19 protein-coding genes and 1 tRNA gene are annotated in these 21,323 nt (G+C 59.5%); 11 read left to right on the forward strand and 9 right to left on the reverse strand.

Annotated features, from left to right (window positions below; all coding sequences use genetic code 11):
- Positions 1-2: 2 nt before the first annotated feature.
- The 5 genes from ACR0JF_RS00545 to ACR0JF_RS00565 form a co-directional block, all read right to left on the reverse strand.
- Complete coding sequence (locus tag ACR0JF_RS00545; protein ID WP_170659510.1) at positions 3-986, reverse strand: vWA domain-containing protein; 984 nt, start codon at positions 984-986, stop codon at positions 3-5.
- The gene (locus ACR0JF_RS00550) at positions 986-1,459 is read right to left on the reverse strand and encodes a DUF4381 domain-containing protein (protein WP_170659511.1); all 474 of its coding nucleotides are present in this window, start codon (positions 1,457-1,459) and stop codon (positions 986-988) included. The genes ACR0JF_RS00545 and ACR0JF_RS00550 overlap by 1 nt, the downstream gene beginning before the upstream one ends.
- Positions 1,456-2,403 (reverse strand): DUF58 domain-containing protein, encoded by a 948-nt coding sequence (locus tag ACR0JF_RS00555; protein ID WP_170659512.1) that lies wholly within the window; start codon positions 2,401-2,403, stop codon positions 1,456-1,458. The genes ACR0JF_RS00550 and ACR0JF_RS00555 overlap by 4 nt, the downstream gene beginning before the upstream one ends.
- Positions 2,404-2,423: 20 nt before the next feature.
- The gene (locus tag ACR0JF_RS00560) at positions 2,424-3,401 is read right to left on the reverse strand and encodes an AAA family ATPase (RefSeq protein ID WP_170659513.1); all 978 of its coding nucleotides are present in this window, start codon (positions 3,399-3,401) and stop codon (positions 2,424-2,426) included.
- Between the two features lie 166 nt (positions 3,402-3,567).
- Positions 3,568-4,653 carry an AI-2E family transporter gene (locus tag ACR0JF_RS00565; protein ID WP_170659514.1) on the reverse strand — a complete coding sequence of 362 codons (1,086 nt, stop codon included), beginning with the start codon at positions 4,651-4,653 and terminating at the stop codon, positions 3,568-3,570.
- Between the two features lie 139 nt (positions 4,654-4,792).
- On the opposite strand from ACR0JF_RS00565, the gene ACR0JF_RS00570 reads away from it, so the two are divergent.
- The 3 genes from ACR0JF_RS00570 (at position 4,793) to ACR0JF_RS00580 (ending at position 7,835) form a co-directional block, all read left to right on the forward strand.
- On the forward strand, positions 4,793-5,659 hold the full coding sequence (locus tag ACR0JF_RS00570) for a YihY/virulence factor BrkB family protein (RefSeq protein WP_170659515.1): 867 nt from the start codon (positions 4,793-4,795) through the stop codon (positions 5,657-5,659).
- Positions 5,656-7,545, forward strand: a complete 1,890-nt coding sequence (locus tag ACR0JF_RS00575; protein WP_170659516.1) for a cytochrome c3 family protein — start codon at positions 5,656-5,658, stop codon at positions 7,543-7,545. The genes ACR0JF_RS00570 and ACR0JF_RS00575 overlap by 4 nt, the downstream gene beginning before the upstream one ends.
- A 101-nt stretch (positions 7,546-7,646) precedes the next feature.
- The gene (locus tag ACR0JF_RS00580; protein ID WP_425082757.1) at positions 7,647-7,835 is read left to right on the forward strand and encodes a hypothetical protein; all 189 of its coding nucleotides are present in this window, start codon (positions 7,647-7,649) and stop codon (positions 7,833-7,835) included.
- On the opposite strand, the gene ACR0JF_RS00585 is transcribed toward ACR0JF_RS00580, so the two are convergent.
- Positions 7,832-8,554 (reverse strand): RlmE family RNA methyltransferase, encoded by a 723-nt coding sequence (locus ACR0JF_RS00585; RefSeq protein ID WP_170659518.1) that lies wholly within the window; start codon positions 8,552-8,554, stop codon positions 7,832-7,834. The genes ACR0JF_RS00580 and ACR0JF_RS00585 overlap by 4 nt on opposite strands.
- A complete protein-coding gene (locus tag ACR0JF_RS00590; protein WP_170659519.1) occupies positions 8,554-9,666 on the reverse strand; it encodes a Ppx/GppA phosphatase family protein in 1,113 nt (370 codons plus the stop codon). The genes ACR0JF_RS00585 and ACR0JF_RS00590 overlap by 1 nt, the downstream gene beginning before the upstream one ends.
- Before the next feature lie 180 nt (positions 9,667-9,846).
- Between ACR0JF_RS00590 and ACR0JF_RS00595 the strand changes: the two genes are divergently transcribed.
- The 6 genes from ACR0JF_RS00595 to ACR0JF_RS00620 all read left to right on the forward strand — a co-directional run bounded on the left by ACR0JF_RS00595 (position 9,847) and on the right by ACR0JF_RS00620 (position 15,392).
- Positions 9,847-11,733 (forward strand): PhoX family protein, encoded by a 1,887-nt coding sequence (locus ACR0JF_RS00595; protein WP_170659520.1) that lies wholly within the window; start codon positions 9,847-9,849, stop codon positions 11,731-11,733.
- Between the two features lie 246 nt (positions 11,734-11,979).
- The gene (locus ACR0JF_RS00600; RefSeq protein ID WP_170373668.1) at positions 11,980-12,276 is read left to right on the forward strand and encodes a virulence factor; all 297 of its coding nucleotides are present in this window, start codon (positions 11,980-11,982) and stop codon (positions 12,274-12,276) included.
- Positions 12,277-12,302: 26 nt separating this feature from the next.
- Complete coding sequence (locus ACR0JF_RS00605; protein WP_170659521.1) at positions 12,303-13,229, forward strand: methylenetetrahydrofolate reductase; 927 nt, start codon at positions 12,303-12,305, stop codon at positions 13,227-13,229.
- Positions 13,230-13,238: 9 nt separating this feature from the next.
- A complete protein-coding gene (locus ACR0JF_RS00610) occupies positions 13,239-14,300 on the forward strand; it encodes a methyltetrahydrofolate cobalamin methyltransferase (RefSeq protein ID WP_170373670.1) in 1,062 nt (353 codons plus the stop codon).
- Positions 14,301-14,426: 126 nt separating this feature from the next.
- Entirely contained in the window at positions 14,427-15,254 is an 828-nt protein-coding gene (locus ACR0JF_RS00615; protein WP_170641544.1) for a polyphosphate kinase, read from the forward strand.
- 64 nt (positions 15,255-15,318) lie between these two features.
- Positions 15,319-15,392, forward strand: a tRNA-Gly gene (locus tag ACR0JF_RS00620).
- 10 nt (positions 15,393-15,402) lie between these two features.
- Here the strand turns inward: ACR0JF_RS00620 and ACR0JF_RS00625 are convergent.
- Both ACR0JF_RS00625 and ACR0JF_RS00630 read right to left on the reverse strand, forming a co-directional pair.
- Entirely contained in the window at positions 15,403-16,260 is an 858-nt protein-coding gene (locus ACR0JF_RS00625) for a class I SAM-dependent methyltransferase (RefSeq protein ID WP_170659522.1), read from the reverse strand.
- A gap of 21 nt (positions 16,261-16,281) precedes the next feature.
- Positions 16,282-18,327: an ASKHA domain-containing protein gene (locus ACR0JF_RS00630; protein ID WP_170747539.1), complete on the reverse strand. Its 2,046-nt coding sequence runs from the start codon at positions 18,325-18,327 to the stop codon at positions 16,282-16,284.
- A gap of 219 nt (positions 18,328-18,546) precedes the next feature.
- On the opposite strand from ACR0JF_RS00630, the gene guaB reads away from it, so the two are divergent.
- Both guaB and ACR0JF_RS00640 read left to right on the forward strand, forming a co-directional pair.
- Complete coding sequence (gene guaB / locus ACR0JF_RS00635; RefSeq protein ID WP_170659772.1) at positions 18,547-19,995, forward strand: IMP dehydrogenase; 1,449 nt, start codon at positions 18,547-18,549, stop codon at positions 19,993-19,995.
- A gap of 75 nt (positions 19,996-20,070) precedes the next feature.
- A complete protein-coding gene (locus ACR0JF_RS00640; protein WP_170659524.1) occupies positions 20,071-21,228 on the forward strand; it encodes an RsmB/NOP family class I SAM-dependent RNA methyltransferase in 1,158 nt (385 codons plus the stop codon).
- The last annotated feature ends 95 nt before the right edge of the window (positions 21,229-21,323 follow it).

Consider the following 21,323-nt stretch of genomic DNA (forward strand, 5'->3'; position numbering starts at 1 on the left):
TTTCAGCTAACTCCCTTCTTACGGTGGGAGATATGGAACCCGGTAGTGCTGATCAGAATGGCCATCAGCGCCAGCAGCAAAGGAATATGAGACAGGCTTTGACGGGGTCGATAACTTTGGGTTTCGACGGTTCGTGGGTTCAACTCATCAATGCGCGTGTAGGTCTGCGCCAAAGCTGTTGTATCGTCGGCAAAGAAATACTCTCCGCCCGTCCGGTCGGCTATGTCCTGCAAGGCCTGGAGGTCCACGCGATCTTCGCCAGAGGCGTTCGGATCTCCGACCCCGATCGTGTAGATGACCACGTTTTTCTCGGCAGCAATGGCTGAGGCGTTCACCGGCGTCATGCGGCTTGACGTATCGGCCCCATCGCTGAGAACGATCATCAGACGCTGGTCAACCTCGCTTGACTCGAACGTGCGTATTCCAAGGCCAATAGCATCGCCAAGCGCCGTGTTTGGACCAGCCATGCCGACTTGCGTTTGATCCAAGAACCCATTCAAACTATTGAGGTCTTCGGTGAACGGGGCTTGAATGAATGCGCGGGTCCCAAAGATGATCAGGGCCATCCGGTCGCCATCTCGTTCGGCAATAAACTGCTTTAGAACGCCTTTAACGGCATCCAGTCGTTGCATCGGCGCGCCAGAGTCAGTCTGAAAGTCGCGCTGATCCATCGAGCCTGAGATATCCAAGGCAAGAACAACATCGCGGGCGGATTTTTCGATCACAATTGGCTCGCCCAAACGCTCCGGTCTAGCGAGGGCCAGAACCAGCAGCGCCCAGATAATGATGATACTGGCTGTTTGCAGTCTGGCGCGGTTTCGGATCACGGAGCCAGATTTGGGCTCAACACCAGCAGCTTGCGCGACGCGGCGAAAGAAGGGAATACGGACGGAGGCCGTCTTCTCACGCCGAGGTGGGGCAAGGAAATACACCGCTGCGGGCAATGGCAGCAAGAGGAAGACCCAGGGCACGGCGAAGGATAACATCATGCGCTCCGATACGGTTTGTGAGACTTGACCCAATGCCGGGCCATTTGCCTCAGGTCTTCGTTCGAGGGTGTTGCCTTGTATGGCGCTTCGGTCAACGCATGACTTAACTCTTGATTTAATGTCTGTATATCAGAGGATTGGCTTAGAAATTTAGTCCAATCCCCACCATATAGACCTGCGACCTGGTCCCTCGGGTATGCGGCCAAAGCCGTCCGCCGTAGCACCTCGGCAATCTTTGCTGCCGGGATGTCTGGCACCGACAGCTCTGCCAGAGCAGCCCGGCGATAGGCGTTGGCGCGTCTATGTTTGCGAACGACCGAGACCGCGGTGAATAAGACGATCAGCAACAAGATCGCCAAAGCAGCCCATCCCCATGTCTGGGGCGACATTGCAATGGGCAAAGGCTCGGGCGTGGGTTCGAGCATGTTCAGCAAGTCGACCAGAGATTTCCCGGTGGTGTCGATGCTCATCGCCGTGCTCCGCCATGTCCGAACAAGCGCAGCAACTGGTCCAGCGCCGGTTCCGAGGTCGTCAAGGGAACCACATGGAACCCGTATCGGCGCGACCATTTGTGGAGCTGCGAAAGACGGTCCTCCATGGAGGCGCGGATTTTCGCGGAAAGCTCGGGATCGGAGCTGTCGATTTCGATCTGCGCGTCACCGTCCGAGACGGTCAGTTTGAGGTCAGGTGCCAAGCTGCGCGACGTCGGATCCGCGACGTTGAACACGATCAGGTCGTTCGACACTGCAAGACGACGGAGCAGGGCTTCCGACCGGTCATCCAGCCCGTCGCAGTCGGAGAAAAGGCAGATCAAACCGCTGGTTTGGCAGACACGCGCGGCTTCGGTCAGCATATCGTTCAATGATACGGTCGGTTCCGGCGTCAGGCCCGCATGCAGGGCGGAGTTGGCTGCCGCTATGGAAGACAACAATCGCGTCAGGGCGGTCGCGCGGCGCTGAGGGCGATGTTCGGCCACGCTGGTGTCGCTGAATACGAGGCCGCCCACGCGGTCACCCTGGCCCAATACGCGATGCGCTGCAATCGCTGCGGCCTCGGCTGCGATGACGGATTTCATATAGGCGACGGTTCCAAAGAACATCGAAACACGCTGATCGACCAGCAACAGGGCCGGGCGGTCACGCTCTTCGGTATAGACCCTCACATGGGGGTCTCCGGTTCGGGCGGTGACTTTCCAGTCAATCGTGCGAATGTCGTCACCGGGCAGATAGCCGCGCAGTTCTTCAAAGTTCAGGCCACGTCCGCGCAGGCGCGAGGCATGGCGTCCATTCAGGATCGACCGTGCAGGTTGACGGGGCAGCAGGCTGAGCGCGCGGGCGCGGGTACCAAGACGCACAAGCTGGTCGGCATCCACATGGATGCGCGGGTCTTCGGAATATGGCGCAGTCTGAGTCATGCGTCCGGTATCCTTAAGCGTCAGGGCAAAGCAACCAAACGCAACAGCTCGTCGATCACGTCATCTGCTGATTTGCCGGATCCTTGCGCCTCGAAGCTGAGGGTCAGGCGATGGCGCAGCACGTCATGGGCAATGGCACGGATATCGGCGGGGTCGACATAGTCGCGTTCGTTCATCCACGCATGGGTGCGCCCGCATTTGTCCAACGCAAGTGAGGCGCGGGGGCTGGCGCCGATCTCGATCCAACTGGCCAATTCGGGGCTGAGTGCCTCGGGCGTGCGGGTGGCCTGCACGATATCAGCCATATAGCGGTCCATCGCATCCGAAACGTGAATCTGTCCGATCTCAGAACGGGCGTCAAAGATTGCATCCTGCGGGATCGCTGGCGGACGTTCCTTGGGGGCATCTTTGCCTGCGGCGATGTCCTCGCCACGTACGAGGCGGATGACCTCAACCTCATCCTCGACCGGAGGGTAAGTGATCTTCACATGCATGAGGAACCGGTCCATCTGCGCCTCGGGCAGAGGGTAGGTGCCCTCTTGCTCGATCGGGTTTTGGGTGGCCATGACGATGAATAGCGGCTCCATCTTGTGGGTCGTGCCGGAAACGGTGACCTGGCGTTCCTCCATTGCCTCAAGCAGAGCGGCCTGAACCTTGGCGGGCGCACGGTTGATTTCGTCGGCGAGGACGATGTTGGCAAAGATGGGGCCAGGTTCGAATTTGAATTCGCTGCCTTTATCCGTCTGTTGATAAATCTCGGTCCCTGTCACGTCCGAGGGCAGCAGGTCCGGCGTGAACTGAATGCGACTGAACTGAGCGTCCATGTTCTTGGCCATGGCCTTGACCGCGCGCGTTTTTGCCAGACCCGGTAGCCCTTCGATCAGCAGGTTGCCGTTGGCCAGAAGACCGATCAACAGGCGATCAATTACCTCGGTCTGTCCAATGATCGACTGCGCCATGCGGGATCTGAGATCCATGATCTGATTGAGTGCGCTCATATAAATATCCCGTTGCGGCCCGAAAGGCAGGCCGTGCAGCCCAATGTCTGCAATGACCCGGAATCGGGATTTTCAAGTAATGAGAACATGTTATCAGCGCGACACCACGCAGACCAACAGGAATTCTGACTTCCTTATATTTGATTGTTTTTGCGAGGCGGCGAAACTAGCGAGAAACCGCGCCGTTGCTGTCATCCCCAAGCCTGCCATCTAGAGACATCAGGATCGCAACAGGCCTCAGCGCGGGGATATGGCTGAAGACGATCAGGATACAGACGGTTAGGGGGACGCTCAGGAAGGCTCCGATCAGGCCCCAAACGGTGGTCCAGAACATCAGGGCAAGGATGACCAGAAAAGTCGACATGTTCAGCGATCGGCCCAGCAACGCCGGGTCGAGGAAATTGCCGATCAGGAACTGGATGGTGCCGCAGCCCAGAACCACCACCAGAAACGGAGCGATGCTTTCGAATTGTACCAGGGCGATCATCGCGGGGAAGATGACGGCAATGATCGACCCGATCGAAGGGATGAAGTTAAGCGCAAAGGTCAGCACCGCCCATGTCTCGGCATATTCAAGGCCCAGCACGCGAAAGATGCTGTAGCTTATGCCCGCCGTGATCAGGCTGATCAGGGTTTTGACCCCGACATAGCGTTGCAGACTAAATGAGATCGCATCCAGCATGGCCGCGAATTCTCGACCGGTTTGCGGGTTGCCGGCCGCCATCTGGATTTTCTTTCGAAACGCTAAACGCTCGGCCATCAGAAACGCAACATAGAGGCTGATCAGGAAGAACTGGTTCAGCAGCGAGGTCGCGCTGCCCAGAAGGATGCGGGCGACATAGGACATGTCGATGCTGACCAGATTGTCCCGGATAAAACGCGTCACGTCGCTGCCGACTAATCCGGCGACGCGATTCACGGCATTGTCGAATTGCTCCTCATAGGTGCCGACGGTGCGGGCGAACTGGGTGGCCTGACTTCCGAGGATATACATAATCATGAACAAGCCAGCCAGAACGACGGTGACACCAGCTATGTTGGCGAGCCAGACGGGGACACGTGTCAGGGCGGCGATCCGGTCGCTCAGCGCAATGATCAGGACGTTGACCAGAAGGGCCATGGTCAGTGGGATCAGGAACGCGGCCCCGGCGTATAACCCCAAAACCAAAAGGGTCGCGACAATACAGGTGTCACGCACCACAGGCAGTGTGGCGCGGGGTACGTCCGTGGTTGTGTTCGGGTCCAGAGGCATGTGCAAACCAGTTTGGCAAAAGGTGCTTAGCACGATCCTGCACAGGGCAAAGAGTTTATGCAATGCGCTCAATTATTTATATGATTGATTTTCCGCTTGGGTGACTTCTACCCGTAGGGTGCGCAGGTTAGAGTTCCGTATGTCCAGTGCTGCGAATCCCATATCAAGCCGTTTGATAAAGGCGCTTTTCCTGGCCGTTCGGCGCTTTGGCGAGAAGAACGGCTTTGTCATGAGCAGCCATGTCGCCATGTCGATGATGATGGCGCTTTTTCCCTTTGTTCTGTTCACCGTGGCGCTGGCGGGCGCCTTGTCTCAGGGCTATGTGAATGACGAATTGATTGAGCTGATTTTCGGCGCATGGCCACAAGATGTGGCTGAACCGATCGTCTCCGAGTTGCGCGCGGTGTTGCAAAGCTCCAGCTCGGGCGTGATTACCATCGGTGGTCTGCTGGCGGTCTATTTCGCCTCGAACGGGGTGGCTGCGGTGCGGGCGGCGATGAATCAGGCCTATCATGATCAGGACAGCTGGCCGTTCTGGAAAACGCGGCTGCTGTGCATTGGCCTGGTCATTCTGGGCGGCGCTGCGATCCTGATCATCGCCGCAGTCGAGGTTGTCTTGCCCGTCTACACGCAGCTCGTGTCCGAGCATACGGATGTGGATGTCTCGAACTGGTTGTCGGTGGACCGGCTGCGCTGGACCTTCACGATCGCGGTTCCTTCGGGCACGATCCTGCTTGCGCATCTGATCCTGCCGACCGGTCGCCATCGGGTGACGCAAATTCTGCCTGGTGTTGTGCTGACCCTTGTTCTGTTGGGGGCCGGAGGGTGGGGATTTTCCATCTATATCGGTCAGTTCGCCAGCTACAGCGCCACCTATGCCGGGTTGGCGGGGGCGATGGCGGCGCTGATTTTCCTGTATCTGTGCGCGGCGATCCTGATCCTCGGCGCAGAGTATAACGGAGCTTTGATGGATATGCAGCGCGACGAACAAGGCGCACGAGCATGAGGTGGGTGTTGGTGTTTATCGCCTTGGCCGGGGCCGCCAAAGCGCAGTCCTATGTCGGTTCGGATCAATGCACTGCCTGTCACGTGGAGGAGGCTGAGGCCTGGGCCAACTCTCACCACGCGCTGGCCTGGACAGAGGTCAGCGCAGGGAGGATCGTTGCCGATTTCGATGGCACCCGCTTTGAGCATGACGGCATGTCGGTCCTGTTCGACCATAGCGGCGAGGTCCCAACCGCTCAGGTCACTGAAAAAGACGGTGTGATGTCCGAATATGACGTCCACTCGGTTGTCGGCATTGAACCCTTGCAGCAATACCTGTTTGAAACCGATCCCGGACGGTTGCAGAGTTTTGATGTGGTCTGGGACACGGAAAGCAAACGCTGGTTCCATCTCTACCCGGATCAGGATTTGCCGCCTGATGACGGGTTGCACTGGACCGGGCCTTACAAGAATTGGAACGCCAGGTGCGCCGAATGCCACGCAACCGGCTTTGAAAAGAACTACGACGTGCAAACCCGCAGCTACCAGTCTCGCCAGGCTGAGATCGGTGTCGGGTGTGAGGCCTGCCACGGCCCCGGCTCGGCACACATCGACTGGGTCAATGGCCGTGTATTGCCAGAAGGGGTAGGTGAGGCAGGTTTAGCAATGTCGTGGGGCAAAGGCCAGACCGAGGCCGAAATTCAGCAATGCGCCGGCTGCCATTCCCGGCGCGAGGCGCATGAGCAGGGCAACCCTCTGCCCGGAACGCCCTATCACGACGCCTACAATCTGGCGCTGCTGCGACCGGGGGCTTATCACCCGGACGGTCAGGTTCTGGATGAGGTCTATGTTTACGGATCCTTCCTGCAGTCCAAGATGTACGCGCAAGGTGTGGGCTGCATGAACTGCCACGAACCCCATAGCGCAACGTTGAGGGCCGAGGGCAACGGGGTCTGCACGCAATGCCATTCAACGGCGGGCAATCCGGATTTCCCAACTCTGGCCCGCAAGGACTATGGCACGCCCGAGCATCACCATCACCCCGAAGACAGCGCAGGTGCGCAATGCAAGACCTGCCACATGATCGAGCGTGTCTATATGGGCGTTGACGGTCGCCGGGATCACAGTTTCCGTGTGCCGCGCCCTGATTTGGGACTTGGGCAGGACTCCTGTACTGACTGCCACACCGACAAAGACCAGCCATGGGCCGCAACGCAAATCGAGGACTGGTTTCCGGACTCAACCCATCGCGGCCCGCATTTCGGTACGGTCTTTGCGCCAGCGATGGCGGGGCAGGCGGACAGTCCAGACGGGCTGCTGGCCATTGCCACCGATCCGTCTCAGGCCGGGATCGTGCGCGCAACAGCGGCGTATCTGCTGCAACCCTTCGGCTCCCGTCAGGTGGCCGACGCCACGGCGGAGTTGCTTACGGATGCCGATCCGCTGGTTCGGGCCAACGCTGTGACGTTGCAGCGCCAGGCCTCACCCCGCGATCAGGTGCAACGGTTGGAGCCGCTGCTCTCAGACCCGCTGCGTAACGTTCGGATTTCGGCGGCGAAAGAGGTCCTGACAATCCCGCCCGAGGCGTTAACGCAGGAACAACGGGTCTTGGCAGGGCAGGCCACCGCCGAGTGGCAGGGGGCAATCGCAAACCGTCTGGATTTCCCTGAAACCCATATGGTGCTGGGCGGAATGGCATTGACCTTCCGCAACGCTCCAGCAGCCGAGCGTGCCTTTCGCGAGGTTGTGACCCTAGACCCTCAGCGTTCGGAAGCATGGCCGATGCTGGTGCAGCTGGCACAGATCAATCGCGGGCCGCAGGCCGCGCGTGAGGTCGTGCAGGAGGGTTTGCAGCGCATTCCCAATGATCCGAACCTTCAAGAGCTGTCCCGGCAACTCGGACCATAAGAACGGCCCTTGCGCGCCCGTTTCGCGCCATCATCCCGGCAGAATTCACCTGTAGACCTATGCCCGAGGGTGTCAGGCCATAAGGTCGTAATAGGTGTCACATGTCGGAACATGTTTTGAAACATCCTGCCTCACGGGGCAGGCAGGTCTCATTGGATCAACGGATCGCGGAACTTCGGAACCGCAAGCCGGTTGACCTGAACCATGGTGAGGGGCTGATGCTGCAAGGCATCGCAGCCGCGTCGTTACGCGAACAGCGGCTGGCCGGTCAGATCGCGCCCGAGGACTAGGCGCCGCCACGGAACCCGGTCGCAACCACGAATTTCTCGGAACTGTCCGAACGCGATGCAGGCGGTTTGACGTTTGCGACTTTCTCAAACTTCTGCTTGAGCAGCTTTTGCAAATCGCCCTCGGCGCCACCTGCCAAAACCTTGGCCACAAAGGTGCCGCCATCCTCCAGCACATCAAAAGCAAAGTAAGCGGCGGTTTCGCACAAGGCCATGATCCGCAAATGGTCGGTCTGCTTGTGACCCGAGGACGCGGCGGCCATGTCCGACATCACAACGTCGGCCTTGCCGCCCAGCCACTCTTTGACCTTGAGGTCGGCGTCATCTTCCATGAAATCCAGCACATGGGCCGTCGCGCCTGCAACCGGTTCAACTTCTTGCAGGTCAACACCCAGAACGGTGCCGATACGCTTGCCGCTTTTCTCACCCAGTGCATTCACCCGCTTGACCGCGACCTGCAGCCAGCCACCGGGCGCACAACCCAGATCAACAACGCGCGCGCCGGGGACCAGAAACCGGAATTTGTCGTCCAGTTCTAGGATCTTGAACGCAGCGCGCCCACGATAGCCTTCGGCAGTCGCGCGCTTGACATAGGGGTCGTTCAACTGCCGCTCGAGCCACCGGGTCGAGCTGAGCTTGCGCCCACGCGCCGTCTTCACCTTAACCTTCAGGTCGCGCTGTCCGCGGCCTGAGGTGTTTTTTCCACTCGGTGTTTTCGCCATCAGAACGGTCCGTCTTCCAATACGCCGTCCGCACTCATCTGCGCATAAAGCAGTCCTTCACGCAGTCCCCGGTCCGCCACAGACAGGCGGTCGGTGGGCCAGCAACGCAAAAGGGCCTGCAAAATGGCCGAGCCGGACATGATCAGGGCCTGCCGGTCATCCCCAATCCGAGGGTCCCGGCGTCGCCCGTGAGGGCCGAGTTCTAAATACCCGCGTATGACTTTGTCAATCTGATCGCTGGTCATGCGCAAACCGTCCACCTTGGTCCGGTCGTACCGCTTCAGACCCAGATGCGAGGCGGCTACGGTTGTCACTGTGCCGCTGGTGCCGACGATCTGAAAACCCGCTCGGGTCTGTTCGTCCTTGTAGGGGGCGAAATCGGCGAGGTTTTCCTCGAAAAACCAACTCATCAAAGCAAACCGGGCCGAGTCATCCTCAACGTCATGAAACTGGTCGCGCAGGGTTGCGACGCCCAGCGGGACGCTGATCCAGTCCACGACCTTGGCGGCCGGGAAGGGGCTGTCGGCGGTATGAAACCCGTTATGCAGACGCATGATCGCAGTTGGCCGGTCGCGGCGTGGAACAGATGAGATGTCGATCCACACCAGTTCGGTCGAGCCTCCGCCGATATCGACGACCAGCAGTTGCTCGGTCTTGGTCGACACCAGAGGCGCGCAGGAGATGACGGCCAGACGGGCCTCTTCCTCGGGCTGGATGATCTCAAGGTTCAGGCCGGTTTCACGTCGCACTTGCCGGATGAAATCGCGTGAGTTCTTGGCGCGCCGACAGGCCTCGGTTGCGACCAAACGCATCCGTTTGACCTTATTGCGCTTCAGTTTTTGCTGGCAGATTCGCAGCGCCTGAACGGTGCGCGACATGGAAGCCCGGGACAACCGTCCCGTGCGTTCCAAACCCGCGCCCAACTGCACGGATTTGGAGAAGCTGTCGACCACATGGAACCCGCTCCCCTTGGGTTGGGCTATCAACATGCGGCAGCTATTTGTCCCCAAATCCAACGCCGCATAAAGTGCATCTGGATCGGGTCTTGCCGGCGCGGGGCTTTCGACCGCCTTCGGGAACGCGCCCGCACCTTTGGGACGCTTGGGCGCCATTCGTCACGCCCTCCGATTTTCGAGTTAAGTTGACCCTAGGCGGGGTCTCGCCGACGCGCAAGTGATTTCAATTTTGAATTTAACGTGAGTGTCACACAGCGTTCATACTGAAATGCAATTCCCGTGCCGATCCCCATTTCGGGATTCTCTACAAGCTTACAGCCAGATACGGAGACTGCCATGAAAGATGAGCGCACCCTGTCCTTCGATGAATTTGATGAAGTCGTAAATCCGCGCCCCGAGGAATGTGAATTCGACCGCGTGGTCGAGCGCGCCTTGTCACGACGTGGCTTTCTTGGGGGCGTTTTGGCCATGGGCAGCTTCACCGCAGTTGGCGGCTCGCTTCTGCCTACGGGTGCGCGCGCGTCAGCTGATCGGTTCTCGTTCGAGGCGATTCCGGTCTCCACCGCCGATGAGGTGGTCGTACCCGCGGGCTATAAGGCGGAAGTCATGGTGCGCTGGGGGGACCCGCTGTGGTCCGACGCGCCTGAATTCGATCCTGCGACCCGTGGCACTGCCGCCAGCCAGGAACGCGCCTTTGGCGACAACACCGATGGTCAGGACGTTTTCTTCCATGACGGACACGTTCTGCTGGTCGTGAACAACGAATACACCAACCGTGACATCCTGTGGGGTAACAATCCGGACGCCAAGGCGGCCTCGGACGATGATGTCGCCAAGGGCATGATGGCCCATGGTGTGACGGTGGTCGAGATTGCCAATACCGATGGCAAATGGGGCATCGTCAAAGACAGCCCGTATAACCGCCGCATCACACCGCAGACCGACATGACCATCACCGGACCGGCTGCGGGCCATGACCTGATGAAAACCGCCGCTGATCCGACCGGCACGACCTCCAAGGGCACTTGGAACAACTGCGGCAACGGCATGACGCCTTGGGGCACCTATCTGGCCTGTGAAGAGAACTTCAACGGCTACTTCTCGGCCGAAGACGAAGCGCATGAAGTCAGCGCCGAGCTGAAGCGCTATGGCGTTTCGTCCAAGGATTGGGGCTATGGCTGGGCCAAGATCGACGAGCGTTTTGACGTCTCGAAGAACCCCAATGAACCTAACCGTGCCGGTTACGTTGTTGAGATCGACCCGACCGACCCGACCTCGACCCCGCGCAAGCTGACCGCTCTGGGTCGATTCAAGCACGAAAATGCTGAATCTGTGGTCAATAATGACGGTCGCGTTGTTGTCTACATGGGCGATGATGAGCGCGGCGAGTTCTTGTACCGCTTCGTGTCGGACGGTGTCTATGCGGCTGGCGTCGATACCAACGCTCTGCTTGAAAACGGAACCCTGTCGGTCGCAAAATTCAACGATGACGGTACCGGTGAATGGCTGGACCTGACGCCCGAGACAACCGGTTTGGCCTCGCAGGCTGAGGTCAGCATCCACACCCGTCAGGGCGCGTCTGCCGTGGGCGCGACCACCATGGATCGCCCCGAATGGGTGGCTGCCAACCCGAACGTGGCCGAGGTTTACTGCTGTCTGACCAACAACAAGAACCGGGGCGTCAAGCCGAATGCCGGTGGGGATGACACCTCTGTCAACGGACCGAACCCGCGTGAGGCCAACAACTATGGCCAGATCGTGCGCTGGCGTCCCGAAGGCGGCGATCACACCGCGCCCGGCTTTGCCTGGGATCTTTACGTGCTGGCGGGTAACCCGAATGTCCATCAGGACACCTATGGCGGGTCGGACAATGTCAATGCCGAGAACATGTTCAACTCGCCCGATGGTCTGAAATTCGACAGCAACGGCCTGCTGTGGATCCAGACCGACGGCAATTATGGCAACGAAGGTGATTTCGAAGGTCAGGGCAACAACCAGATGCTGGCAGGCGACCCGGTCACCGGCGAAATCCGCCGCTTCCTGGTCGGCCCGAATGAGTGTGAGATCACCGGCCTCAGCTGGTCGCCGGATCGCCGCACCATGTTCGTGGGCGTCCAGCACCCCGGTGAGGACGGTAACAGCCACTGGCCCGAGGGCGGCGATGCCGTGCCGCGCTCGGCCATCATCGCGGTCACGCGCGACGATGGTGGTTTGGTCGGCTAAGGCCGAAAACGCCCTTAAAAATAAGCCCCGGACGGTGTTGCCGCCCGGGGTTTTTGCTTGTGTTGAGCCATCCTCATACAAGCGTTGAAAGTTTTGATATCTGGTTTTCTGTGAATCCCGGCTAAAACGACTGTACACCGTCATAGGCAAAAAGGTCGCTTGGAAGGCGCTGGGTGTCGAAAACCGACCTCCTTAGCCCAATATAGACGTTTAGAACCGCCCCATTGGTTAGGAGGAATCACAGCTATGCCTGACGTCACCATCGTGTACTGGCGCGACATTCCCGCTCAGGTCATCGTCGGCAAAGGCCGTCGTGGCGCAAAGCGGCAGTTGGAAGAACGGTTTGAACAGGCCATCGACCGCGCCGCCATGAAGGTGAATGCCAAGGACAGTGATGCCTACCTGGCCGAATGGCGCAAGGCCGAGCCTTTCGCGGTTGAGGGCGACCCGTCCGAGATTGCCGAAGCGCAGGCTGTGCGTCTGGAAACGGAATACGATCAGGACCGCATCAAGGCACTGATCGCGAATGACGGTTGGGCATGAGCCCGAAATCTATATGGGAGGCCGCAATGGCTTTGCTGAACTTCAAGAAACGTGATGCCGCCGAAAACGGCCCTGTAAATCCGACCGTCGAAGCCTTTCTGCAGGGCTACTCGATCGAGGTAATGCCGCGCACCGCCGAAAAGGTCGAAGATTTCCGCGCGTTGCTGCCCGAAGGCACCCGTGTCTACATCGCCCATATCGAGGGCACGCCGATCGAAGATATGGTGAAAACCGCCAAGCGCATCGCCGCCGAAGGTTACCCGGTCATGCCGCACTTCCCGGCACGCATCATCAAGGATGCCGCGACGCTGGAGAACTGGATCTCGATGTATCAGGGCGAAGCGGGCGTTGATCAGGCGCTACTGCTGGCCGGTGGTGTGGCGAAGCCGCATGGTGATTTCGACAGCTCGATGCAGCTGATGGAATCCGGCCTGTTCGATAAAGCAGGTTTCAAGCGCCTGCACGTTGCTGGTCACCCCGAAGGCAACAAGGATATCGACCCAGACGGCTCGACCAAGAATGTCGACGACGCGCTGCGCTGGAAACAAAAATTCAGCGAAACCACCGACGCCGAGATGGCGTTGGCCACTCAGTTCGCGTTCGACGCAAAGCCGATCATCGAATGGGCGAACGGTCTGAAAGAGGCGGGGATCGACATCCCGGTCCATATCGGTATCGCAGGCCCTGCCAAGCTGCAGACCCTGATCAAGTTCGCCATCGCCTGTGGCGTTGGCCCGTCGCTGAAAGTTCTGCAAAAGCGCGCCATGGATGTCTCCAAGCTGCTGCTGCCTTATGAGCCGAATGATGTGATCACCGAACTGGCCGAATACAAAGCGGCGAACCCGGATTTCAACATTACCAACGTACACTTCTTCCCCCTTGGCGGCATCAAGACCAACGCCAACTGGGCCATCAACAACGGCGGCGCTTCGGCGAAGCCGGTTAACGCTTAAGGAACGGACATGACCCGTACAGTCGTAGAATCAAAAACAAAAACCGCCGTTCTGGGCTTTGACGAACCGTTCTGCGTGATTGGTGAGCGGATCAACCCCACGGGCCGGAAGAAACTGGCCGCTGAGCTTGAGGCGGGCGACTTTTCGACCGTTGAGAAAGATGCCCTGGCTCAGGTCGCTGCAGGCGCGACCGTTCTGGATATCAACGCAGGCGTTGTCTACAACTCGAACCCCAACCCGAACGAGACCGAGCCGCCGCTGATGCGCCAGATCGTAGAGCTGGTTCAGGGTCTGGTTGACGTCCCGCTTTGCATCGACTCGTCGGTTCCTGGCGCGCTGGAGGCCGGTCTTGAGGCGGCTGAAGGCCGTCCGCTGCTGAACTCGGTCACCGGCGAAGAAGAGCGTCTGGAACTGGTTCTGCCTCTGGTCAAGAAGTACAACGTTCCGGTTGTTGCGATCTCGAACGACGATACCGGCATCTCGGAGGACCCCGATGTACGGTTCGACGTAGCGAAAAAGATCGTTGAGCGCGCTGCAGATTTCGGCATCCCGGCGCATGACATCGTGGTTGACCCGCTGGTTATGCCAATCGGTGCGATGGCAACCGCTGGCCAGCAGGTCTTCGCTCTGGTCCGTCGTCTGCGTGAGGAACTGGGCGTGAACACCACGTGTGGTGCGTCCAACATCTCGTTCGGTCTGCCGAACCGCCACGGCATCAACAACGCGTTCCTGCCGATGGCGATGGGTGCTGGCATGACCTCTGCGATCATGAACCCGGTTGCACTGCCGACGACGCAGAAGAAAATTGCCGAGAAAAAAGAAGCCGTTGCCGCCGCTGGTATCATCCTGCCCGAAGGCATGGATGATGAGGCCTTCGTTCAGATGTTCGGTCTAGGCTCGACCCAGCCGCGCGCCGGTAAAGAGATGGAGGCCATTCGCGCCGCCAACCTGCTGACCAACAACGACCCGCATGGCGGCGCATGGATCAAGTTCAACAAATCGCCTGAAGAAGCGGCTGCGGCCGGTGGAGCAGGCGGTCGTCGCGGCGGTGGCCGTCGTCGTCGCGCTTGATTTTCTGAGCTATCAAATCAAAGGCTGGGCCTTGCGCCCGGCCTTTTTCGTTTGACCCTGATCAATGCAGCAAACGTTATATCGTAGAGACTGAGGCGGTCCTTTCCGCAACGATCAGGTGCTTTCATGTCCAAACATCACCCTCCAAAACTGGCTGACGCAGACCTGAGTGAGAAGTTGGGCAAGAAGGACTATTTCGACAAGCTGATCGATCTGCAGGCGAAACTGGCGCGTATTCAGCAAGCTTTTCTATTCCATGGAACCAAGGGCGTAATCGTCTTTGAAGGTTGGGATGCCGCTGGCAAAGGTGGCACGATCCGCCGTATCAGCCAGGCGCTTGATCCGCGCAGTTTCAAAGTCTGGCCGATAGGCGCGCCGCGCAACTACTATCTCAACCGCCACTATCTGCTTCGGTTCTGGGAGCGCCTGCCGCCCGAAGGTGCAATCTCGGCCTTTGACCGCAGTTGGTACGGGCGTGTTCTGGTGGAACGGATCGAGAAGTTCACACCAGAGAAACGGTGGCGCGCGGGATATCGAGAGATCAACGATTTCGAGCGCATGCTTGTTGATGACGGCACCCGGATCGTAAAGCTGTTCTTTCATATCTCACAAGACGAACAGATGGCGCGTTTCACAGAACGCCTGCGCAACCCATTGAAGCGCTGGAAGCTGACTTATGAGGATTTCCGCAATCGCGAGCGTTGGGACGAGGCCGGGATCGCCGTCGATGAGATGCTGGCGCGTACATCAACGGAGATTGCGCCGTGGCACGTTATTCCGGCTAACAACAAAAAATCTGCGAGAATCAAGGCAATGCAAACCATCGTTGACGCATTCTCAAAGGACATAGATCTAAACCCACAGCATTTGGACAAACGGACTTTGGACGCAGCATGCGAGGCTTTGGATGTTGACCAATCATTGATCGACTCTCTGCGGGCGCGGACAGAGTAATCCATAAACCTCACCGAAAGGCGCTTGCAGTTCCTCAGGTGGCGATGGTATCTCAAATCTCGCGGCGGGTATGATGTAATGGTAGCCTGTCAGCTTCCCAAGCTGAACGCGCGGGTTCGATTCCCGCTACCCGCTCCAACTTCAATGTCTATTGTGAACGGCGTGCTTGCAGCAGGTTAATAGCGGCCGGGACACGCGTTCCTTCCGAAGTGAGGTACTCCTCGAACTGTAGCACAACAGTATCGACGATCGCGCGCACATCCTCTTCGGTGCCGTTGAAATGCGCGATCACACGCGCAGCAGGTCCCACACGGGTGCAGAGCAGGGCTGCGTCTTCGACCGATAGTGGTCCATTTAGCACCAGCGAAACCGTCGTGACCTGAACATCAACCAGCCCCGCATCGCGCATCAGGCCAGCGACTCTGTCCTTGTCATGGAAGGCGAGCGGCCCAGGGGCATTCCGGTCAACTTTAGGCGGCTGACCCAACCGCGCTGTGGCAGCGATATGCGGGGTTTTGAACCATGGGTTGTCAGACAGACCGCCCCAGGCGGCAAAACTCATCTGAGCGCCGGGTTTCAGGGCGCGGGCCATGTTGGCGAAGGCGACGGTCGGGTCGGCAAAGAACATGACGCCGAACCTTGAGATCATCGCGTCCATATCGCCCGGCGCGAGTTCAGTCGTCTGAGCGTCAGCGTATTGAAACGAAAGATTGCCCAGACCCGCAGTGCTGGCACGCTGGCGCGCGCGTTCCAGAAACTGTTCCGATATGTCGATGCCGCGCACCGCACCCTCGGCGCCGACAAGCTGCGCAGCGGCCAGCGACGAGGCGCCCGTGCCACAGCCGATATCAAGAATCCGCATGCCCCGAGACAGGCCGGATCGTTCCAGAACCAGTTCGAGGACAGGCTGAAACAAGGTGTCCAGCTGATCTTCAAAGGTCAGCCAGCGGGTACCCATTTCAGACTTGCCCCAGAACTCTTCCTGATCCCCGTTGATGTTCAGCATCACAGCCCCCTTTGAGGGGAACTATGACCTCCGGCGGCGACGGCGGCCAGTCTTTTCCTCATCGCCGCCACCGGTGTTGAAGGACGGTGCGGGCAGGGTGACGACCTGTGCGAGTTCCGGGAACGGGTCGGTCTTGTGCGGGATCGCGTTGGCGGCGACGAAGTGATCCTGGAACTTCGGCTCGATTGCGGTTTCGATCTTGGTGATCTCACGCACCACACGCTCGATCTCGGCGCGCGAGCCGATGTTGCACAGTGCAATACGGGCGCCGGTACCAGCCGCGTTGCCCGCGCTAGAGACCTTATCGAGCGGTGCATCCGGGATCATGCCCAGAACCATCGCGTGCTTGGTCGAGATATGCGCACCGAAGGCCCCGGCCAGAACCACGCGATCCACGCGGTCGACCTCCATCTCGTCCATCAATAGGCGCGCACCCGCATAAAGTGCCGATTTCGCCAGCTGGATGGCCCGGATATCGCCTTGGGTGACCGTGATCCGAGGGCCACCTTCCGCGCTGGAATCATGGATCAGATAGGCGTGTGTGCGCCCTTCGGGAACGCAGCGAGAAGTGCCGGTTTGCTCGGCCGATCCGATCAGCCCGCTTTCGTCCAATAGGCCGGCGATACGCATTTCGGCCACGGCCTCGATGATGCCCGAGCCGCAGATGCCGGTGATGCCGGTGGTGGCGATGTCCTGATCAAAGCCGTCCTCATCGGACCATTTCTCGGACCCGATCACGCGGAAACGGGGCTCCTTGGTGGCGGGATCAATCTCGATTCGCTCAATCGCGCCGGGCGCGGCGCGTTGGCCAGAACTGATCTGCGCGCCTTCAAACGCAGGCCCTGTGGGCGACGAGCAAGCCAGAACGCGGCTGGTATTGCCCAGCAGGATTTCGGCATTGGTGCCTACGTCCACGATCAGCACGAGGTCCTCGGACTTGCCGGGCTCTTCCGACAGGGCAACGGCGGCGCAGTCAGCCCCCACATGGCCCGCGATACAGGGCAGGATATAGACCTGAGCGCGCGGGTTCATGGTGGTCAGGTCCATCTCACGCGCGGGCAGGGACATGCTCTCGGACGTAGCCAGCGCGAACGGAGCTTGCCCCAGCTCGACCGGGTCCAGACCCAGCAGCAAGTGGTGCATGACCGGGTTGCAAACGAACACCGTCTCAACGATCAGGCTGGCGTCAATGCCCGCTTCTTCCGCGATCGAGGTGGTCAGGTCATTGATCGCCTCACGCACGGCTTTGGTCATCTCCTGATCGCCACCGGGGTTCATCATGGCGTAGGAAACGCGGCTCATGAGGTCTTCGCCGAAGCGGATCTGAGGGTTCATCTGGCCCGAGGAAGCCTTGACCTCACCTGTCTCCAGATCAGTCAGATGCGCCGCGACGGTGGTTGAGCCAAGGTCGATGGCGAGACCATAAAGCCCGCTTTCGTGCAGACCGGGCCAGATTTCAACGATGCGAGCGACCGGGTCCTTGTGGCCTTTGTGAACGGCGACCGTGACCTCCCATTTGCCTTTGCGCAGGGTCGGTTGCAGCTTGGACATCAGGGACAGATCGGCGGTGACGGCCTCGATCTTCCACTGCTCGCGCAGGGCACGTTCCAGACGCTCCAGATCGCCGGTGGGCGAGTGCATGTCGGGTTCCTCGACTACGACGAAATAAAGCCGCGTGGCCGGGTCCATGGTGATGGCGCGCGCCGCTGCGGCCTTTCGGACAACCTGACGGTGGACCTGGCTTTCGGGCGGCACGTCGATCACCACATCACCCTGAACCGAGGCCTGACAGCCCAAACGACGACCGGGTTTCAGGCCACGTTTGTCGTCATAGCGCTGCTCGACCGCGTTCCATTCGCTCAGCGCGTCTTCCGAGACGGTAACGCCGTGCTTGGGGAACTCGCCGTAGCTGGGTGTAATCTGACATTTCGAGCAGATGCCGCGCCCTCCGCAAACCGAATCCAGATCGACGCCCAGCTGTCGGGCGGCGGTCAGAATCGGGGTGCCAACGGGAAAGTGCCCGCGTTTGCCCGAGGGGGTAAAGACGACAAGGGGGTCGGTGGTCATGGTCGGCCTGCCTAAATTGTGTTCGCGCGTATGCCGGGGAAGATATGAGTTTATTCACAAAGGGAAAGCCCTGACAGCGGCACGTTTTGTACAACGAGCGTCGTTTTGTGACGTGCTATTCCCAACCAAGGGCAAACAACTTGGGGTCTGGGGCTTTTCCTTCGGGTCAATCCATGCAATAGGGTCACCGCCAAACGGGCTTTTGCATGGGGTTTGATGATGCAGATTCGTGAGGCACTTACCTTTGACGACGTACTTCTTGTTCCGGGCGCATCTTCAGTGCTGCCGGCAACGGCGGATACGACGACGCGCGTGACGCGTCAGATTTCCATGAACATCCCGCTGCTCAGCTCGGCCATGGATACTGTGACCGAGGCGCGTATGGCCATCGCCATGGCGCAGGCCGGTGGGATCGGCGTGATCCATAAGAACCTCTCGGTCGAGGAACAGGCCCGCGAGGTCCGCCGTGTGAAACGGTTCGAATCCGGCATCGTCTACAACCCGGTGACGTTGCGTGCCGATCAGACGCTAGCAGACGCGCAGGCGCTGGTGCAGCGCTACAACTTCACCGGCTTTCCGGTTGTGGATGAGAAGGGCCGCGTTGTCGGCATCGTGACCAACCGGGACATGCGCTTTGCCACGTCGGATGACACGCCCATAAAGGCCATGATGACCTCGGACAATCTGGCGATGCTGCAAGAGCCCGCCGATCTGGAAGAGGCCAAATCCCTGATGCGCGCCCGCCGGATCGAAAAACTGCTGGTCGTTGATGGCGAGGGCAAGCTGACCGGTTTATTGACCCTGAAAGACACGGAACAAGCCGTTCTGAACCCGACGGCCTGCAAGGACCACCTGGGACGCCTGCGCGTCGCCGCCGCGACCTCGGTCGGTGATGCAGGGTTTGAGCGCTCTGAACTGCTGGTCGACTCGGGTGTCGATATTATTGTGGTCGATACCGCTCACGGCCATTCCGAAGGTGTTCTGGAGGCGGTCAAGCGCGCCAAAACGCTGTCGAACGAGGTCCAGATCATTGCGGGCAACGTTGCCACCGCGGATGCTACCAAAGCGCTGATTGATGCGGGCGCGGATGCGATCAAGGTTGGTATCGGGCCGGGCTCGATCTGTACCACTCGGATGGTGGCCGGTGTCGGTGTGCCTCAGTTGACGGCGATCATGGACTGCGCTTCAGCCGCCGGAGATGTTCCGGTGATCGCCGATGGCGGCATCAAGTTCTCCGGCGATTTCGCTAAGGCGATCGCGGCGGGTGCGTCCTGTGCCATGGTCGGTTCGATGATCGCAGGTACTGATGAAAGCCCAGGTGAGGTGATCCTGTATCAGGGCCGTTCGTTCAAATCCTATCGCGGCATGGGCAGCTTGGGTGCAATGGCGCGCGGCTCGGCGGATCGCTATTTCCAGAAGGATGCCGCGAACGACAAGCTGGTGCCGGAGGGGATCGAAGGTCAGGTGCCCTATAAAGGCTCTGCAGGAGCGGTTGTTCACCAGCTGGTCGGCGGTTTGCGCGCGGCCATGGGCTATACCGGCTGCGCCACAGTCGAAGAGATGCGCAAGAACTGCAATTTCGTCAAAATCACCGGGGCGGGTCTGAAGGAAAGCCACGTGCATGACGTGCAGATCACGCGTGAAAGCCCGAACTACCGGGTTATGTGATCTGGTGATCTGTTGCAGGCGGCGCCCCGACGCGGGCGCCGTTTTGCGTTCCTGGAAAACCCGACGGAGGGAAAGATGACCCCGGCAGCCCGTGTTCAGGCCTCAATAGAGATCCTTGACCAAATTCTGGACGGCGCGCCCGTTGAAAAAGCCCTGACTGGGTGGGCGCGACGCAGCCGGTTCGCAGGTTCCAAGGATCGCGCGGCGGTGCGGGATCACGTTTTTACGGCCTTGCGCTGCAAACGGTCCTTTTCCGCGTTTGGAGGTGCTGAGACGGGTCGCGGCCTGATGATCGGAGCGATGCGTGCTGCGGGGCAGGCGCCGGACACTCTGTTCACCGGCGAACGCCACGCGCCTGAGCCGATCGAAGCGTCTGAGCAGAGTCGCGATTTCCTGTCACTGGCCGAGCAGTTTGATATTCCAGACTGGCTCTGGCCCCGGTTTTCGGCGTCTTTGGGCGATGCAGCCACGGAGGCCGCAGCGGCGCTGCAAAACCGCGCTCCGGTGCATCTACGGGTCAATTGGCGCAAGACAGACGTGGAAGGCGCAGCCCGTGCTTTGGAGGCTGACGGTATTCAAACTGAACGCCATCCCGCCTGCGAGACGGCTCTGACCGTCGTTGAAGGAGCACGCAAGGTTGCGCAAAGCCGGGCATATCTGGACGGATTGGTCGAGTTGCAGGATGCGGCCAGCCAGGCGGTTGTGGCGGCTTTGCCCCTAAAACCCGGTTTGCGCGTTCTTGACTATTGCGCCGGTGGCGGTGGGAAATCGCTGGCGCTCGCGGCCCATCAGGGGGTCGAGGTGTTCGCGCATGACATCAACCCGAAGCGCATGCAGGACCTGCCGAACCGTGCTGACCGCGCGGGCGTAAGAGTAACCTGCCTTGAGACTGCGGAACTGGCCCGTTTCGCGCCCTTTGACATCGTGCTGGTCGATGCGCCCTGTTCGGGCAGCGGCTCGTGGAGGCGCGCTCCGGCCGGAAAATGGGCTCTGACCGAAGAGCGTTTGATCGAATTGACCAAGCTGCAACGCGCGATCCTAGGTGAGGTCGCGCAACTGGTTCATCCCAAAGGTCTTCTCGCCTATGCGACCTGTTCGATGCTTCAGGACGAAAACGCACAGGTTGTCGATAGCTTTGTGTCGGAGAACCCTGAATGGATTGCAACGCTAGAGCGGAATTGGCGTGTCACGGATGGTGTCGACGGGTTTTTCACAGCACATCTGACAAATTAGCAACCCATCGCAAACAACCACAGGTGGTTTTCTTAACCCCTTAACTCTGTTAAGCGGGCATTAACCATTTTGGATCGTTATTGCCTTTGAAAAGC

Source organism: Ruegeria sp. BG11, from assembly GCF_056538565.1.

Excerpts from the sequence above, each read along its gene's own strand:
- ACR0JF_RS00545 (WP_170659510.1), bottom strand. The coding sequence starts at position 986 with ATGTTATCCTTCGCCGTGCCCTGGGTCTTCCTCTTGCTGCCATTGCCC.
- ACR0JF_RS00550 (WP_170659511.1), bottom strand. The coding sequence starts at position 1,459 with ATGAGCATCGACACCACCGGGAAATCTCTGGTCGACTTGCTGAACATG.
- ACR0JF_RS00555 (WP_170659512.1), bottom strand. The coding sequence starts at position 2,403 with ATGACTCAGACTGCGCCATATTCCGAAGACCCGCGCATCCATGTGGAT.
- ACR0JF_RS00560 (WP_170659513.1), bottom strand. The coding sequence starts at position 3,401 with ATGAGCGCACTCAATCAGATCATGGATCTCAGATCCCGCATGGCGCAG.
- ACR0JF_RS00565 (WP_170659514.1), bottom strand. The coding sequence starts at position 4,653 with ATGCCTCTGGACCCGAACACAACCACGGACGTACCCCGCGCCACACTG.
- ACR0JF_RS00570 (WP_170659515.1), top strand. The coding sequence starts at position 4,793 with ATGTCCAGTGCTGCGAATCCCATATCAAGCCGTTTGATAAAGGCGCTT.
- ACR0JF_RS00575 (WP_170659516.1), top strand. The coding sequence starts at position 5,656 with ATGAGGTGGGTGTTGGTGTTTATCGCCTTGGCCGGGGCCGCCAAAGCG.
- ACR0JF_RS00580 (WP_425082757.1), top strand. The coding sequence starts at position 7,647 with ATGTCGGAACATGTTTTGAAACATCCTGCCTCACGGGGCAGGCAGGTC.
- ACR0JF_RS00585 (WP_170659518.1), bottom strand. The coding sequence starts at position 8,554 with ATGGCGAAAACACCGAGTGGAAAAAACACCTCAGGCCGCGGACAGCGC.
- ACR0JF_RS00590 (WP_170659519.1), bottom strand. The coding sequence starts at position 9,666 with ATGGCGCCCAAGCGTCCCAAAGGTGCGGGCGCGTTCCCGAAGGCGGTC.
- ACR0JF_RS00595 (WP_170659520.1), top strand. The coding sequence starts at position 9,847 with ATGAAAGATGAGCGCACCCTGTCCTTCGATGAATTTGATGAAGTCGTA.
- ACR0JF_RS00600 (WP_170373668.1), top strand. The coding sequence starts at position 11,980 with ATGCCTGACGTCACCATCGTGTACTGGCGCGACATTCCCGCTCAGGTC.
- ACR0JF_RS00605 (WP_170659521.1), top strand. The coding sequence starts at position 12,303 with ATGGCTTTGCTGAACTTCAAGAAACGTGATGCCGCCGAAAACGGCCCT.
- ACR0JF_RS00610 (WP_170373670.1), top strand. The coding sequence starts at position 13,239 with ATGACCCGTACAGTCGTAGAATCAAAAACAAAAACCGCCGTTCTGGGC.
- ACR0JF_RS00615 (WP_170641544.1), top strand. The coding sequence starts at position 14,427 with ATGTCCAAACATCACCCTCCAAAACTGGCTGACGCAGACCTGAGTGAG.
- ACR0JF_RS00625 (WP_170659522.1), bottom strand. The coding sequence starts at position 16,260 with ATGCTGAACATCAACGGGGATCAGGAAGAGTTCTGGGGCAAGTCTGAA.
- ACR0JF_RS00630 (WP_170747539.1), bottom strand. The coding sequence starts at position 18,327 with ATGACCACCGACCCCCTTGTCGTCTTTACCCCCTCGGGCAAACGCGGG.
- guaB (WP_170659772.1), top strand. The coding sequence starts at position 18,547 with ATGCAGATTCGTGAGGCACTTACCTTTGACGACGTACTTCTTGTTCCG.
- ACR0JF_RS00640 (WP_170659524.1), top strand. The coding sequence starts at position 20,071 with ATGACCCCGGCAGCCCGTGTTCAGGCCTCAATAGAGATCCTTGACCAA.